The sequence below is a fragment of the Shouchella patagoniensis genome (assembly GCF_002019705.1).
GTDB classification, from domain to species: Bacteria; Bacillota; Bacilli; order Bacillales; family Bacillaceae_D; genus Shouchella; species Shouchella patagoniensis.
Map to the genome: position 1 here is coordinate 640,815 of NZ_KV917377.1, position 15,107 is coordinate 655,921.

Sequence of the window (15,107 nt, forward strand, 5' to 3'; positions counted from 1 at the left end):
ATAAAAATGCCACCCTGTGATGAATAACAGAGTGGCATTTTTCTAATTGTTTGTGACTTCATCGATTATTGCTTCAACAAGACGAGCCGTATTTTCAAGTGCTTCAATGGAAATTTGTTCATTCGTTGTATGAATAAATTCATAACCAACCGATAGATTAATTGTTGGTATACCAAAACTGGCTATAATATTTGCATCACTTCCACCACCACTTGCCTCGATTGATGGTGAAAATCCACATGCTTCAATCGCTTTTTGGGCAGTTTGAACCACTTCAGCATCATTGGATTCTTTATATCCTGGATACGCATGGGAAACTTCAACATCACAGCTTGTTCCCATTTCTTGCGCTGCCGATTCAAATGCGACTTTCATTGCTTCGACTTGTTTTTTGAGCTTTTCTTCTACAAGTGAACGCGCCTCAGCCGTAATTTCCACATAATCACATACAATATTTGTTTGAGTGCCACCTTCAAACCGTCCAATGTTCGCTGTTGTTTCTGAATCTATGCGTCCAAGAGGCATTTTTGAGACTGCTTTTGAAGCGACTGAAATTGCTGAGATCCCTTTTTCCGGCTCCACACCTGCATGTGCTGTTTTTCCATACACTTTTGTTTTAATCTTTGCTTGTGATGGCGCCGCCGTAATCATTCCGCCAACTTCACCATCGCTATCAAGGGCGTAACCGTATTTCGCTTGCACAAGTTCCGGCTTTAAAGCTTTTGCACCAACTAAGCCAGATTCTTCTCCTACAGTTATAATAAATTGTACTTGACCATGCTCTTTTTTATTTTCTTTAATGACTTTAATTGCTTCAAGCATTGCTGCTATCCCAGCTTTATCATCAGCACCTAAAATCGTTGTCCCATCTGTTTTTATGTATCCATCCTCAATCACAGGTTTAATTCCTTTTCCAGGTACAACTGTATCCATATGTGATGTAAAATAAATCGGATCAAACCCTTCTTTAGATGCAAGCAATGTGCAAATGAGATTACCTGCTCCATGACCCGTCACTTCTTTTGAATGATCTTCCTTAACATCCAGTCCTAATGCCTTAAATTTCTTTTGCAGAACAGCAGAAATCTCTGCTTCGTATTTCGTTTCTGAACTTACTTGTACAAGTTCAATAAACTCTTCTACTAGCCTTTTATTCAACAACAATCACTCCATTTTCTTTATTCAATCACATTTATCATAGCTGAATTACGAATTAATTTCACGTCTGGCAGCTTACATAATTCAATTAATACTCCATTCGTACACGATGGCTCTAGAAAACAAATCTCTCTGCCAGAACTCCCTGTTTGCGGAGTTGTCTGAATAAATTTATAGTTCTCTTTTTCTAAATAACGAATTGTCGTGATTAAATCACTGACAGAAAATGCAACATGGTGCAAGCAAGGAGACCGTCTCTTTTTAAGAAACCGTTGTAGTGGGCGATTCCCCACATGAGGTCTTACAATCTCTATTAAAAAAGGATCTGATTTTAAAAAAACAACATCAACCCTCTGGCCCGGAACAGTTTCTACTGATGATGCTGGTACCTGTAACGCTTTTTCAAATATAGGTAAGCTGCATTCAAACTCGTCTACTACGTATGCAATATGGTCAAGCCGAAGAAATTGCATAAAACACCTCTTGATTGATTGGTTTCATTTCAGTTAAACTAGGATTACATGATAATTAGGGGGAATATGTATGCCACGTAAGTTTCAACGTGTCATTGTGTATATTATGATCGCAACACTCGTCCTTGGAGGCGTCCTTGGAGGGGCAGCAGGGCTCGGTATGTTCTAAGCAGGCTGTTTCATTGCTTGCTTTTTTATTTTGTTAACAGACTTGACTTTAAACCAATTGCCTCAAAAGAATTGGATTCATCAACAATAAGGACTGAACTACCAATATCAAGTTTCTCATATAAATGTTCAATTGTTGGATTTGCCAATCTGATGCATCCTAACGAGACACTGTGACCAATTGAGTCGGGCTGATTTGTCCCATGCAAACCGAACGTTCTCCCCTTTGTTCCATTTGCATCAAAACCCACCCAGCGGCTTCCTAAGGGATTATCTGGTGAACCACCGATTATATTTTTTTTAATATAATAAGGCTCTTCTGCTTTCACTATTATTTTGAAGTGTCCAAGTGGGGTTTCTTCTCCCTTTCTACCTGTTGCAACAGGATGAATCTCCGTTATATGATTGGCCTCAATTAATGCGAGTGTATTTGTGTGAACATTCACAATTACGCTCGTTTTTTCCATTTCTAATAATTCATCGGGCACAGTTTGAGCAGTGACAAGCATAAAAAAAACAACAAAAAACGACCATTTCATTTTTAGCCTCTCCTCATACGTACTTTAAGACTTATTCTTTGCGAAACGGTCGTTTTTTATCCTGTTTTTTAGTCCATAGTCTTTCTTTAACATGTAAATATTGTTCAATTTCATTCATAACATAAAGAAGCGAAGACCTCGTTTCGAATTCTTCTCGAGTTGTCGGCAATGGCATTTGCCTAAAGTCTTTTCGAATCTCTTCTAAACGCAATAAAAAATATGGTACAGAATTTGTTGGGCTAACCGCCTTGCTTAATTCTCTTAAGAATTCAGCAATTGGTTTGCTTTGAGAAACCGCCCCTTCAATTCGTGTTAAATGAGGCATCACTCTTTCAATAATCTCCAATTGCGTTTCTCGCATATTGAAATAGTAATAATAATGATCTTCGTCTCTCAATAAATGATTTTGCATTGTTTGCAGAGCTAGCTTTTTACTTGTCTTGAGAAGCTCATCTACTTCAGAGATTTCTTTCCCATCCCAGTTGCTTTCACCATATTGAATATATCGCGATAATTGCAGTAGAATGACACTCAACTTTTCTTCAACAGCTTTGCGATGCATTCGCAAAGCGTTATCTTTAGAAGGCATATATAAATTCATTAATAAAGCCGTAACTATCCCAATAAAAATCAATTGGATTTCGTTCCAGAAAAAAGAAACACTTACTTCTCCACCTACATAAAGATGCAAAACAATGACTGAACTTGTGACTATTCCTTCTGCAGCTTTTGCAACAAGCACAACTGGAATGAAAACTAAAACAAATAATCCAAGTGTTAATGGAGTATAACCAATGAATTCGAATAAAACAGCGCTCATAATAAGTCCAATCATACACGCAACAAAACGCGCCCATGAGACAACTAGAGAGTTTTTCCTTGTTACGGAAATACATAGAATTGTGATAATCGCTGCTGAGCTAGCAAATTGTAGACCTAATGCTTCTGCAATTGTTAGTGAAATAAATACACCAACTGCGGTTTTAAGTGTTCGATATCCTATTCTAAATGGCATCTAATCCCTTTTTCTCTTTAAGATAAAACAAGTCTACCACGATGGTTATGGAAAATCGACTTTTGGTACATTTTTTGCTTGAAATGGGCAGCTACCCTTTTCTGGTTCGCAGTCATCACTGATAAAAAATTGCTTCCACTCTCGATGATCTTTGTCTCCATAATGACTAATATCGGGATGTTTTGGAATTTGATCCCATGCTTCAACACGCTTGCGAACCGCCTCACGTGAATTCACTCCTTTTGGCTCTGTTCCTTCTAACCCTTTGAATATTTCTCTAGGCTGAAAACCTATAACCATACTCTGTCCTAAGTCTCTCGTCACTCGTTGCTTATATGCAGGAGCATTTGCGAATGCAAACATTGACTTTCCTGCAAAACAAAACGACCATAAATAGTTTTCTGGGTTATTTGGTGTATGAGACGGCCAATCACTAGGATCATGCTTATTTAAGTATTGTAATATATCCCAGAAATACCTATGGTAATAGTGAAGAGATTGTTCTTTTTCTTCTGGTTCAATAAAGAGAAACAAACCTCTTCGAACAAGCGGATCAGTCTCCATTAATTGCAAAAACGAATTTAATGTGGACGGCAAACTTGACCAGTCATTATGCGATAAATAGGAGTAGCGCAATTCTCCGCTCCGCTCCCCTTTCTGTCCAAAAAAACAAGGAAACGTTGGCTCAGTAACAACTTGTTCATATTGACTATAGGATTGGTTCACCCACTTTGGTACTTGACTTGATTTCATCTCCAATGTGTTTAGTAATCGTGACTTACTCAAGCTATTCCCCTCCTATCCCATCTTATCCTATGAGAGAATATTCTCCTTTAGACACTTACTTACAATAAAAACAAGTCTATTTTATTAAAAGACACCATTAAGTAATAAGAGACAGACAAGCAACAACATGATGAGGTAGAAAAATGACTGATGCATTTGCCGCAATGGTATTAGGTATTTCGTTAGCAGCACCAGTTGAATGATTAGTTTAGAAATGATTAAAAAAGGAATTATTAATGGTTTTAATAGTTCTTTAGCCGTTGGGTTAGGTGGCCTGACCGCAGACGCCATGTTTATGGTTTGCATTTACTTTGGACTTTCTTATTTTCTTATGTTATCACCTGTTTAAATCGGACTATATTTTTTCGGATCACTTTTACTACTTTAATTAGGATACCAATCCATTAATCATCGACACTTCCAATTCAAAAATATGAATGATACGAAACGAAAGTCGCTCCTCTTATCCCTTATACAATTGGTTTGTCAATCGCTCTAATTAATCCAGTTAATCTTATGTTTTGGTTTGGCATATATGGTCGGTTCTTGCGGAAATGGCGAGTGAATTAAAAAGCAACCCACTTTCTTCAACATGCAAGTTTTAAGTTTTTAGGTATATTCTTATGGAATGTAAGTTTCTCTTTTCAAGCAAGTTGTGGCTCGACATTTTTAAAGGCAAAGTTACTACCCCTTATTAATATTATAGCTGGCAGTTGTTTGTTATTTTTGGGTTTCCACTTTTCTTTCAAATTAGCTCAACTTCTTTTTTTGTTTTTTCTTTCCCTTCTCATATTTTTCTTTAAATAAAGGAAAATGAACTTGAACAATTGTACCCGTACCCGTCTTTGTTTTAATAATCAAATTTCCACCATGTAATTCCGCAATTTTATAGCAAATCATCAGACCAAGACCTGTTCCTTTTTCTTTAGAAGAGAAAAAAGGCTGGCCGAGTAAATGCATTCTGTCTGTTGAAATACCCGTTCCTTTGTCAATTACTTGAATACATAATTGTTCATCTTCTATACAAGCGCGAAGTTGAATTGGCGATTTGTAAGAACTAGCATCAACTGCATTTTCAATTAAATTATAAAAAAGGACACCAAGCTCTTTTTTATAACCCCTAATGACAACATTTGCCGGGACTGATAATGAGATCGGATTATTCGTAGCTATTTTTTTTATTTTCTCTTTTTCGAGAAAACGTTCTAAATAGTGTTTCATATTGATTGCTTTGCTTTTCATATTACCTTTCTCTTCAGCGAGAAAAACATAATCAGCGATTATTTTTTCTATACGTTCTAATTCATCATTAATAAGAGTTAACTGACTTTTTGGCAAGACATACGACTCTTCATATAATTGCATAAACCCTTTAATTGTCGTTAGAGGATTTCTTATTTCATGGGCCATGCTTGCCGATAATCTTGAAGCTACTTGCATCGCTTCTTTTCTTCTTTTCGGTTGATTATATGGTTGTTTTAAAATCGATATAAACAATTTTTTGTGATTAAAATCAATTGGTCGAATGGCGCACATCGTGTAAATGATTCGCCCACTTTCCGTCATTACCTTAATGGCCTGATACAATACGTTATCTTTTTTATTAAATCGCTTAATATTCTTTCTTTTTAATTTCCGCAACTCCCCATCCACTAAGTAATCACGCAGTAATTTCCCTGACAATGATTCTTCTACTCCTAAGTATCTATGCGCAGCTGGGTTAGCATAATGAATGGTTAAAGTGTCATGAATCACGTAAGAGTCTTCCGCTAATTCCAATACATCAAATAATTCATTTGCGCACATGAATTGTTCAATTCTCTGTTCTGCTCGAATGACTTCAAATAAGCAATACGTATCATAATTAATGACACGCACTTCATATTGAACATGGTGATAAAGAAATGAAATAATCTGTTTTTTCTTCTGTGGTGCAATCATATCTCTCGGAATAAACTCCCAGATACAATCTTGTACTTTAAGAAATGCACTTCCGCTCTTACTTGATTCAATAATTATGCCATCCGAATCTGTTAACCACCGAAGTGTTCGATTCCTATTTTCCTGATTAAGCAGCTTCCCTTCTTTTTTGTTCCTTTTCCCATCAAATGTATATAGCATATATTCTTGATCTAAAATAGCTCGATTAATTGTTAAGTGACTCGTACATGCGTTTGCTTCGATCGTCCATTCATCCATTGATTGATAAATAAGTATAGACGACAATGGAAGTTCTCCTGTAAATTCCTTTAAGTTTGCTAGTTCATTAAATAAATCATTCCGCAAAATAATTGCATCATTATAAATAATGCATTGGGGATGGGGTGAATTGTCGATTAGCTCTTTTAATATCGCTTTCATATAGGTAAACCGATGTGTATCACACCGGTACAATCCTCCTCATAACGAAATAGTGTTTGACAGCAATCAACAAAAACATTCGTGAACTGCTAAAATGAATCCTTCTCGATATTCATATTTCGTTAAAGATCTTTTGACAATAAAAAAAATAAGTCGACATCTTGTCGACCTATTCTTCCATCCATCATCATTTTTCTTTTTATTCATCTCTTTTATGACATTTTTAGCGCATCCGCTAAAATGCTATTTATAATGAAGGCAAGCTTTAGTTCTTTTAAGATAAAGCCGTGAAAATTAAATGAATCAAAAATAAACAACCTACAACATACATTGTTTTCGAGACCTCTTTTTTCTTCCCAGACATTAAATGAATAATCGGGTAGAAGGCAAATCCAATTGCAATGCCATCTGCGATCGAATGTGTTAGAGGGATTCCTGCAACAATTAAATATGCTGGAAACCACCCTGCCATTGAGTCAAAAGAAATTTGCGTAATGTCTTTTAACATAAGGCCGCCAACGATTAAAAGAATTGGCGCAATGGCACTATCGGGAATATAAGACAAGAAAGGCAATAAAATGAGCGCCAATGCAAATAACAGTCCCGTGACAACGGCAGAAAGTCCAGTTCTTCCGCCAGCAGCAATTCCAGCAGCTGTTTCCGCCGTAGACACGGTTGGACTTGTCCCAAAGAAACCTGCACTCGCTGCTGACACAGCATTTGCTTGCAAAGCTCTTTTTGCTTTTCCAGGTTGATTTAGAGTGTTTGTATAGCCGGAAATCAAACCAATGTTTTCAAATGTGAGCACCATCGTTAGTGCAAAAACAGACGTCCAAAAAGTTACCGTTAATAACGGACTAAAAGAGAACTGCCCGAAAACTGCTGCAGCATCACCTAAACCTACATTCATTATCTCTCCACTCAATGGTACATCTAAAAATGTCCCTATCCCTATGCCTGCTATTACCGCCCATAAAAAATGCCCTGGGATATTTCTTACAAATAGGAAGACAGCAATAAGTAAGGTTAATAATGTTGCTAACGGCAGAGGTTCTAATAGAGGAGCAAGCTGAACAAACGTTTCAGGATTGCTTTGAATTAAACCGCCTTTTTGGAGTCCAATAAAGGCTAAAAATAAACCAATTCCAGCGGTAACCCCATATTTCAAATTGTTTGGGATCGCTTTTGTTAGAAGGTCTGCTAACTTTGTAAACGCAATCGCCATAAACAATAATCCCGCAACAAAAACAACACCCAGTGCCTCTTGCCATGACAAACCTGAGTTTTGCACAAATGTGTACGTAAACATTGCATTAATTCCCATTCCAGGAATAAGAACAATTGGGGTATTACTCCATAGCCCCATTAAAATGCATCCCATAACTGACGTCACAATTGTCGCTAAAGCAGCACCTGTTAAAGGAACACCAGCATCAGCTAAAATACTTGCGTTAATAGCAACAATATAAACTGAGGTTAAAAAAGCAACCGTACCAGCCGATAATTCTTGTTTCACCGTCGTGCCATGTTCTTTCAAGCCAAATCGTTTTGTAAAATCGTACATCTTTATTGCCACTCGTTCATTAAAATCCCTCTCCCACCCAGTGCATCGCACCAAAGAATTATATTAGCATAATCACCAAAACATGAAAAGACACATAAGCACATTTTAGGCTTCCAAAAATGGGGTATGTTATACTTTATTAACACCTTTTTATATGAGGAGAGTAGATAATGGGACAGCTACAAAAAGCAACATTTGCAGGGGGTTGTTTCTGGTGCATGGTAAAACCTTTCGATTCTTATGATGGAATTGAATCGGTTGTATCCGGCTACACTGGCGGGCATACAGAAAACCCAACTTATAAAGAGGTCTGCAGTGAGACAACCGGTCACTTTGAAGCTGTTGAAATTACGTTTGATCCAGACGTTTTTCCATACAGCAAGTTATTGGATATTTTTTGGCAACAAATTGATCCAACTGATCCTGGTGGTCAATTCCACGATCGTGGAGACTCCTACAGAACCGCCATATTTTACCATGACGAACAGCAAAAAGCAGCCGCTGAAAAATCGAAACAAACTTTGCAAGATAGCAACAAGTTTACAAAACCAATTGCCACATTGATTTTACCTGCAAAGGTATTTTATCCAGCGGAAACATACCATCAAGATTACTATAAGAAAAACGAATTTCATTATAAGATGTACCGACGCGGCTCTGGTCGAGCTGATTTCATAGATAGACATTGGGGAGGTCATGATAAATGAACGAAAAAAAAGAAGAACTAAAAAAGAAATTAACAGCTATGCAATATCACGTAACACAAGAAAATGGCACAGAACCACCATTTAAGAATGAATTTTACGAGACTGAAGAAGATGGTATTTACGTAGACCTCATCTCAGGTAAACCTCTTTTTTCATCTACCGACAAATATGATGCAGGCTGTGGCTGGCCAAGTTTTACTCGTCCAATTGAAGAAGCTGAAGTGCTTGAAAAAGAAGATAGAAGCCACTTCATGGTAAGAACAGAGGTTCGAAGCAAAGAAGCAGATTCTCACTTAGGACATGTATTCCCAGATGGTCCTGGTCCAAATGGATTGAGGTACTGCATTAACTCTGCAGCACTTCGTTTTGTCCCGAAAGAAGATTTGGATAAAGAAGGTTATTCGACTTACAAAAAATTATTTAAGTAGGGTTGGCAGATTGCCGATCCTTTTTTCGTTAAGTTCTGTCGACTTTTCTGTTATGATAGAAGTGTGTCATGAATTTTTTGATAAAAGGATGATGAAAAATGGAAACGCGTACAGAGCGAGATACGATTGGCGAAATTCAAGTACCAGCAGATCGTTTTTGGGGAGCGCAAACGCAGCGTAGCCTTGAAAATTTCAAGATTGGCACGGAAAAAATTCCGTTTGAAGTTGTTCGTGCTTTTGCAGAACTGAAGAAAGCTGCGGCAATTGTGAACGGTGCCTTAAAAGGGCTTGATTCGCGTAAAGTTGAGGCCATTACATATGCAGCTGATAAAGTCATTGCCGGCGGACTTGAAGATCATTTCCCCCTTGTCGTTTGGCAAACTGGTAGCGGCACGCAATCAAATATGAATATGAATGAAGTACTTGCTTATCTAGCAAATGATTATTTAACTGAAAAAGGACTTGAAGATGTGCGTGTTCACCCTAACGATGACGTGAACCACTCCCAGAGCTCTAATGATACCTTTCCAACAGCTATGCACGTAGCAACTGTCGTATTTGCAGAAGAGCAAGTTCTTCCAGCCATTCGCCAGTTCAAAGAAACATTAGCCACAAAGGAAAAAGAATTTGCAAACACCGTAAAAATTGGACGGACTCATCTACAAGATGCAACCCCTCTTACATTCGGTCAAGAAATAAGTGGCTGGAAGCATATGCTTGCTACTTGTGAAAAAATGGTTACTGAATCTCTCGAACATGTACGTGCATTGACGATAGGTGGCACTGCAGTAGGAACAGGTCTTAATGCGCCAATCGGATTCAGTGAGGAAGTGTCATCCCAATTAAGTCAACAAACAAATGTATCTTTTAAAGCATCAGAGAACCATTTTCATGGCTTAACAAGTCATGATGAACTAGTTCATTTCCACGGTGCATTAAAAGGTCTAGCTGCTGATGCATTTAAAATTGCTAATGATATTAGGCTACTCGCCAGTGGACCACGCTGTGGCATCGGTGAAGTCATTATCCCAGCTAATGAACCTGGCAGCTCGATTATGCCAGGAAAAGTAAATCCTACACAAAGTGAAGCACTCACAATGGTAGCTGCTCAAGTTCTTGGTAATGATGCAACGATTGGTTTTGCAGCAAGCCAAGGTCATTTCCAACTAAACGTTTTTAAACCAGTTATTATTTATAACGTCATTCAATCAATGCGGCTCTTGGCAGATGGATTAAACAATTTCCACGACAAATGTTTAGTTGGCCTTGAAGCCGACGAAGAAAAAATGACACAGTTATTAAACGAGTCGTTAATGCTTGTCACTGCGCTAAATCCATATATCGGTTATGAAAATGCAGCAAAGATTGCTAAAAAAGCTCATGCCGAAAACACAACGCTAAAAGAAGCAGCCATTAAAAGTGGATTGTTAACAGAAGAACAGTTTAACGAATACGTTGTTCCAAAAGAAATGATTTCGCCAAAATAAGAAACACTAAATAATAGGCCTGCCTATTCAATTTGCTTGTCGACAAAGTCTCGTAAAACGAAACTGTCGACAAGCTTTTTTTTGGATAAATAAATGTTTTATTCAGTTAAAAAAAGCCTTGCTCCTTATTACCAGCACTATAAAGGCTGAATCGAAGATACCGCTTGTCATCAAAAGAAAACAAAAGAATAGCCTGTAAGTAAAGTTGGAAGAAGCAGCTACCCTCCAACCAATAGTAAAACACCTCTGAATGAATCTCAGAGGTGTTTTCTAAGCTCAATAGAACTGGAAAACCATACCTTTTTGTGATAATTACTATTGAAAAGGATCCCAAGGAGGCAGAAATGAATGTCTATCCCTTCAACACGTTATATGGTTAACCTTCGTTTCGAATTGCTTTAAACCGTGTCGCTTCAAATAAAGATTCCAGCTTTACATGAAACAATTTTGCTAATTGATAAGACACTTCTGCACTTACTTGTCGTTTTCCCGATTCTATTTGCGATAAGTAGCCAGCAGAGATTCCAACCTGCTGAGCGACTTCTTCTAAACTTAGTCCTTTTTGAATGCGCATTAACCGAATGTTGCTTTCACCCATTCCTATTTGCCCCCTTAGACACTTACCGATTATTCAAATAAACCTTTATCATTTCTATTCACTTGCTAGTATGTGATTAAACATTATTTGTTTATGCCATTCCTTTAAAGATAAGCGATTTACGTATAAAACCATTTCTACATTACTTCATCATACGTATAACGGACAACATATTTATTAGTCTTTAATCGTCTCACTTCTACAAGTGGCCCAATTTCATAACCTTGTTCCCAGTTATCTTCTAGTTTTGCTTTTAAACAACCCGCTTGGAACTTTGAACGAAAGACTTCTTTATAATAGACCCAATGAGGCTTATGCCGCTTCATGTCCCTTCCTCCAGTTCTATACAATTTCTAATTAGGCTATCCATAATCATCTATTTTATCATAGGAACAGAATAAATAGATGAATCTATCAGGCATTATATTAAATATGTTAAACTAAATAAAAGGCATTAGTCACAGAAAGGAAGTAGTCAACATGGCTGGGATTGAAGGAAGCTTAGAAGAGCTTACAATAAAAAGTACATATTTAAATGAGACAATCTCGTTATCTGTCTATAAACCACCAAATTATACACCGCTTAAATCGTATCGCTTGCTTATTTGCCAAGACGGGCAAGATTTCTTTAGACTTGGGCGCATACCTCGTCAAGCAGATTCATTAATAGAAGAGATGGAAATGGAAGAAACAATTATTGTTGGGGTGCCCTACCCTTCCGTTTCCACGCGTAGAAAGTGGTATCATCCAGACGGAGAAAAGTCCACAGAATACAGACGGTTTCTCGCTTGTGAACTGCTCCCTTTTTTAGATGAAAACTTTGCAACAGAACCATTAGCTGAAGCTCGAATACTTGCAGGTGATTCGCTAGCAGCAACCATTTCCTTTCTAACCGCACTTGAGTATCCAAGTTTATTTGCTAATGTTATAATGTTTTCACCATTAGTCAATGACACCGTGCTACAAGAAGCCTCCAACTTTAATAAAAGTGATTCTTTAACTCTATACCATATCATCGGGAAAGATGAGTCAAATGTGAAGCTTACAAATGGAGAAATGGCTGATTTTTTAACACCTAATCGTAAATTAAACCATGTATTGGAAAAACGGGAATTCAGATATACGTATAAAGAATTTAGTGGTGATCACACTTGGACCCATTGGCAAAAAGCAGTTCCTGAAGCACTTACTTTTGTATTGCCGCTTTAATAGACAAGGGAGGGTTTTACATGAACTTTGGAATTGTATTATTTCCATCAACCGCTTTTCAAGATATAGCGAATGGATATCGCCGTCGTTACGATGCACATTACGCCAATATTCCGCCTCACCTAACAGTTAAAGAGCGCTTTTCACTCCCAACAGAAGACGTTCCCGTTATTGTGGATGCTCTTTCTCAAATTGCAAGAGATTACGCACCCATCTCGATTGACGTTTATAAGGTAGATACCTTCTATCCTCAATCAACAACTATTTTTTATAAAATACGTGAAAACAAACAGTTAAGTGAAATAAATCAAGCCTTATATGAGCCACCGTTCCCTAGCAAGCGTGCTCACTCTGTCTTTATTCCGCATATTACAATCGCTCAAAAATTGCCGCAAGCAGAGCATGCAGATATTGTTGGACAATTAAAAATGATTGATGTTTCACATAAGGAAACGATAAATAACATCCAATTACTTCAGCAGCATGATAATGGAACATGGTCCGTGTTTAAGTCGTTTTTATTGGAGGGGAATAAGTAAGAAATGGAGTTCATAACCATTAATGGAACGTCTGATGATCGATATAAACATTGCTTACACATTCGTACAAACGTATTTGTACATGAACAAGGTGTAGAAGCAGCTCTTGAGCAAGATGAGTATGATCAGTTAGCAACCCACATTGTTTTATATCTTGATGGTGAAGCAGTTGGAACAGGTCGTATTCGTTTGTTAGATACAAAAGCAAAGATTGAGCGTGTCTGCATTCTTAAGTCGGCAAGAAATAAAGGGGTAGGAAAAAGACTCATCCAACAGATGGAAAGTAAAGCCAGTGACTTAGGAGCTAGCAAACTCTCCCTTCATTCGCAAGAACATGCTTTACCCTTTTACTTAAATCTCGGTTATTCAATTGTTTCTGAACGTTTTTTTGATGCCGGAATTCCTCATTTTGCTATGGAAAAGCCTATCAAAAAAGCTAACGGTTAAACCGTTAGCTTTTTTCCTTATTTAATTGATCTTTAACAGAACGCCTTTTCGAATCAAGCGTTGATTGTTTATCTCTTCTATCATCAATACGTATATTTGTTGCAACTCGATTAACTCCATTTTCAAAAGGAAGTTCATGAATTTTTTGAATAACCTCAAATAATACTGGTAGTTCAGCTTCTATTAACGTACTCATTGGCGTCAATTCAAAAGTTAGTTTTCCTTCCAGTTTATACTCATCTAGAACCAATTGGATTTTTGCTACATATGAACTTACACTCGGAGTACTAGTTCCAATGGGAATAATTGTTACATCTGCGATAGGCATTTTTTTAACCTCCTTTTGTTTTGCACTAAGTCTTTTAAATATGAGTTGGTCTGAAAACACTTGAAAACCTAACTTCTCATATGATTCAACAGCACAAAGCATATGTTTTTGACTTGGCTCTATTGTTGTAACATGCTCTTGAAGCCAATAAGAAATATATAACACAATTCGCTCTGGCCACTTCATCCAGTTCTTTCTGTGAAAAAGATGATAGAACAAAACAACAAATAATGAAAAATACGAACTGATCATAAGTGAAGTATGAGCGGGTAACCAAATGTATAAAACAATCCATAAGCAAACCAAACTAAGAAAATAGACAGTCACAAGACCTGTTGAACAACCTCGATTTTTAATCGTTGCCCGTTTTATTGCAGGTAAACGAAAGCGATTGATTCTTCCTCTCGTACTAAAGACTTTATGCTCTGCACCATGGTATTTTTTAAGCGATTTCGGAAAAATAAAATGGGTGCCAAACAGCAAATACAGAAAACAATAATACGGTAACCCATCCCAACTAAACGCCCACATTTTGGGGACAAGAATGAGTAAGATAACCCCAATTATAATAGACATAAACCATAAAGGTGATGTTGTAACAACAAGTCGAATTGCTTCTAAGTATGTACGTCCATTCATTGGCTTTACCCATGATTGTAACCGCCCGTCCAAATCATGGTATGCACAAGAAATATATCCTTCTGCCGTATAAAAAACGCCTGATTGAAAAGACATTCCACTAATTCTCAAGCAAATCACTCAACTCTTTGCTTTGAACCCAATACTGAACATTTTCCGCAGTCCCAAATGTTGGATCGCTAAAAAAGGCATCTTCACGTGTTAGCTCTGAGTGACTTGTCCATGTATGTAGAAGAGAGACAGTCACTTCACTTGCATCATCAGGAATATCCTGAATAATCTTCCCTTTTGTTCCTACACTTTGATGCTCTTCCATAGTTGTTGGGAAAGAGTAAATGAATCCATTATCTACACGCTCCCCGTCCATTGAACGTTCTGGTTCCACTAACAATGTAACGATTCCAACTTCATTGGCCTCTGCTTCATCAAAGGCAATACCAATGTAGTCTGTCCCATAAATACCTTCCACAGGCATTTTAGGCCATTCCCATTCAATCTCAACCATGCCATCTTCAATTCTCTTTGCGGTAATCTCAATTTCTTCTTTTAACTCTTCATTTGTCATTTCTTCATCTTGCTGTAAATAATAAAAACCGCTCAATACAATCACAACCATTAAAATAGCTGGTAGCAACAATACGACCCAATGTTTTTTCAACGT

The 15,107-nt window shown here is 37.4% G+C and carries 19 protein-coding genes and 1 pseudogene; 8 read left to right on the plus strand and 12 right to left on the minus strand.

Annotated elements, in window-relative coordinates; translation table 11 throughout:
* Positions 1-42: 42 nt before the first annotated feature.
* Both BK584_RS03505 and BK584_RS03510 read right to left on the minus strand, forming a co-directional pair.
* On the minus strand, positions 43-1,164 hold the full coding sequence (locus BK584_RS03505; protein ID WP_078391314.1) for a M20/M25/M40 family metallo-hydrolase: 1,122 nt from the start codon (positions 1,162-1,164) through the stop codon (positions 43-45).
* 14 nt (positions 1,165-1,178) lie between these two features.
* Positions 1,179-1,631, minus strand: a complete 453-nt coding sequence (locus BK584_RS03510; protein ID WP_078391315.1) for a VOC family protein — start codon at positions 1,629-1,631, stop codon at positions 1,179-1,181.
* A 70-nt stretch (positions 1,632-1,701) separates the two neighbouring features.
* Between BK584_RS03510 and prli42 the strand changes: the two genes are divergently transcribed.
* Positions 1,702-1,800, plus strand: a complete 99-nt coding sequence (gene prli42 / locus BK584_RS24470) for a stressosome-associated protein Prli42 (protein ID WP_169871044.1) — start codon at positions 1,702-1,704, stop codon at positions 1,798-1,800.
* A 25-nt stretch (positions 1,801-1,825) separates the two neighbouring features.
* Here the strand turns inward: prli42 and BK584_RS03515 are convergent, their stop codons facing one another.
* Genes BK584_RS03515 through BK584_RS03525 form a run of 3 tightly spaced genes read right to left on the minus strand, consistent with a single transcriptional unit; the run spans position 1,826 to position 4,139 of the window.
* On the minus strand, positions 1,826-2,338 hold the full coding sequence (locus BK584_RS03515) for a L,D-transpeptidase (RefSeq protein ID WP_078391316.1): 513 nt from the start codon (positions 2,336-2,338) through the stop codon (positions 1,826-1,828).
* 31 nt (positions 2,339-2,369) lie between these two features.
* On the minus strand, positions 2,370-3,353 hold the full coding sequence (locus tag BK584_RS03520; protein WP_078391317.1) for an aromatic acid exporter family protein: 984 nt from the start codon (positions 3,351-3,353) through the stop codon (positions 2,370-2,372).
* A 45-nt stretch (positions 3,354-3,398) separates the two neighbouring features.
* Entirely contained in the window at positions 3,399-4,139 is a 741-nt protein-coding gene (locus BK584_RS03525) for a YqcI/YcgG family protein (protein WP_078391318.1), read from the minus strand.
* A gap of 214 nt (positions 4,140-4,353) precedes the next feature.
* Here BK584_RS03525 and BK584_RS25520 point away from each other — a divergent pair, with 214 nt between their 5' ends.
* Positions 4,354-4,488 carry a LysE family transporter gene (locus BK584_RS25520; protein ID WP_367579323.1) on the plus strand — a complete coding sequence of 45 codons (135 nt, stop codon included), beginning with the start codon at positions 4,354-4,356 and terminating at the stop codon, positions 4,486-4,488.
* A gap of 401 nt (positions 4,489-4,889) precedes the next feature.
* On the opposite strand, the gene BK584_RS03530 is transcribed toward BK584_RS25520, so the two are convergent.
* Both BK584_RS03530 and BK584_RS03535 read right to left on the minus strand, forming a co-directional pair.
* Positions 4,890-6,533 carry an ATP-binding protein gene (locus tag BK584_RS03530; protein ID WP_139365604.1) on the minus strand — a complete coding sequence of 548 codons (1,644 nt, stop codon included), beginning with the start codon at positions 6,531-6,533 and terminating at the stop codon, positions 4,890-4,892.
* A 241-nt stretch (positions 6,534-6,774) separates the two neighbouring features.
* The gene (locus BK584_RS03535) at positions 6,775-8,064 is read right to left on the minus strand and encodes an NCS2 family permease (RefSeq protein WP_078391320.1); all 1,290 of its coding nucleotides are present in this window, start codon (positions 8,062-8,064) and stop codon (positions 6,775-6,777) included.
* Between the two features lie 170 nt (positions 8,065-8,234).
* On the opposite strand from BK584_RS03535, the gene msrA reads away from it, so the two are divergent.
* The 3 genes from msrA to fumC all read left to right on the plus strand — a co-directional run bounded on the left by msrA (position 8,235) and on the right by fumC (position 10,686).
* On the plus strand, positions 8,235-8,771 hold the full coding sequence (gene msrA / locus BK584_RS03540; protein ID WP_078391321.1) for a peptide-methionine (S)-S-oxide reductase MsrA: 537 nt from the start codon (positions 8,235-8,237) through the stop codon (positions 8,769-8,771).
* The gene (gene msrB / locus BK584_RS03545) at positions 8,768-9,199 is read left to right on the plus strand and encodes a peptide-methionine (R)-S-oxide reductase MsrB (RefSeq protein WP_078391322.1); all 432 of its coding nucleotides are present in this window, start codon (positions 8,768-8,770) and stop codon (positions 9,197-9,199) included. Before msrA ends, msrB begins: the two co-directional genes overlap by 4 nt.
* 98 nt (positions 9,200-9,297) lie before the next feature.
* Entirely contained in the window at positions 9,298-10,686 is a 1,389-nt protein-coding gene (gene fumC, locus BK584_RS03550) for a class II fumarate hydratase (RefSeq protein ID WP_078391323.1), read from the plus strand.
* A gap of 376 nt (positions 10,687-11,062) precedes the next feature.
* Here the strand turns inward: fumC and BK584_RS03555 are convergent, their stop codons facing one another.
* The gene (locus BK584_RS03555) at positions 11,063-11,284 is read right to left on the minus strand and encodes a helix-turn-helix domain-containing protein (RefSeq protein ID WP_078391324.1); all 222 of its coding nucleotides are present in this window, start codon (positions 11,282-11,284) and stop codon (positions 11,063-11,065) included.
* 137 nt (positions 11,285-11,421) lie between these two features.
* The gene (locus BK584_RS03560) at positions 11,422-11,610 is read right to left on the minus strand and encodes a hypothetical protein (protein WP_078391325.1); all 189 of its coding nucleotides are present in this window, start codon (positions 11,608-11,610) and stop codon (positions 11,422-11,424) included.
* Positions 11,611-11,764: 154 nt separating this feature from the next.
* On the opposite strand from BK584_RS03560, the gene BK584_RS03565 reads away from it, so the two are divergent.
* Genes BK584_RS03565 through BK584_RS03575 form a run of 3 tightly spaced genes read left to right on the plus strand, consistent with a single transcriptional unit; the run spans position 11,765 to position 13,479 of the window.
* Positions 11,765-12,493, plus strand: a complete 729-nt coding sequence (locus BK584_RS03565; RefSeq protein ID WP_078391326.1) for an alpha/beta hydrolase — start codon at positions 11,765-11,767, stop codon at positions 12,491-12,493.
* A 20-nt stretch (positions 12,494-12,513) separates the two neighbouring features.
* Positions 12,514-13,032 (plus strand): 2'-5' RNA ligase family protein, encoded by a 519-nt coding sequence (locus BK584_RS03570; protein WP_078391327.1) that lies wholly within the window; start codon positions 12,514-12,516, stop codon positions 13,030-13,032.
* A gap of 3 nt (positions 13,033-13,035) precedes the next feature.
* Positions 13,036-13,479, plus strand: a complete 444-nt coding sequence (locus BK584_RS03575) for a GNAT family N-acetyltransferase (protein ID WP_078391328.1) — start codon at positions 13,036-13,038, stop codon at positions 13,477-13,479.
* A gap of 4 nt (positions 13,480-13,483) precedes the next feature.
* Here BK584_RS03575 and BK584_RS25025 read toward each other — a convergent pair whose 3' ends face one another.
* The 3 genes and pseudogenes from BK584_RS25025 to BK584_RS03585 form a co-directional block, all read right to left on the minus strand.
* Positions 13,484-13,807 (minus strand): MTH1187 family thiamine-binding protein, encoded by a 324-nt coding sequence (locus BK584_RS25025; protein ID WP_245808974.1) that lies wholly within the window; start codon positions 13,805-13,807, stop codon positions 13,484-13,486.
* Between the two features lie 84 nt (positions 13,808-13,891).
* Positions 13,892-14,542: pseudogene (locus tag BK584_RS25030) on the minus strand (DUF1385 domain-containing protein); the annotation flags it as partial.
* Positions 14,543-14,546: 4 nt separating this feature from the next.
* Positions 14,547-15,104 (minus strand): hypothetical protein, encoded by a 558-nt coding sequence (locus BK584_RS03585; protein ID WP_078391329.1) that lies wholly within the window; start codon positions 15,102-15,104, stop codon positions 14,547-14,549.
* Between the last annotated feature and the right edge of the window lie 3 nt (positions 15,105-15,107).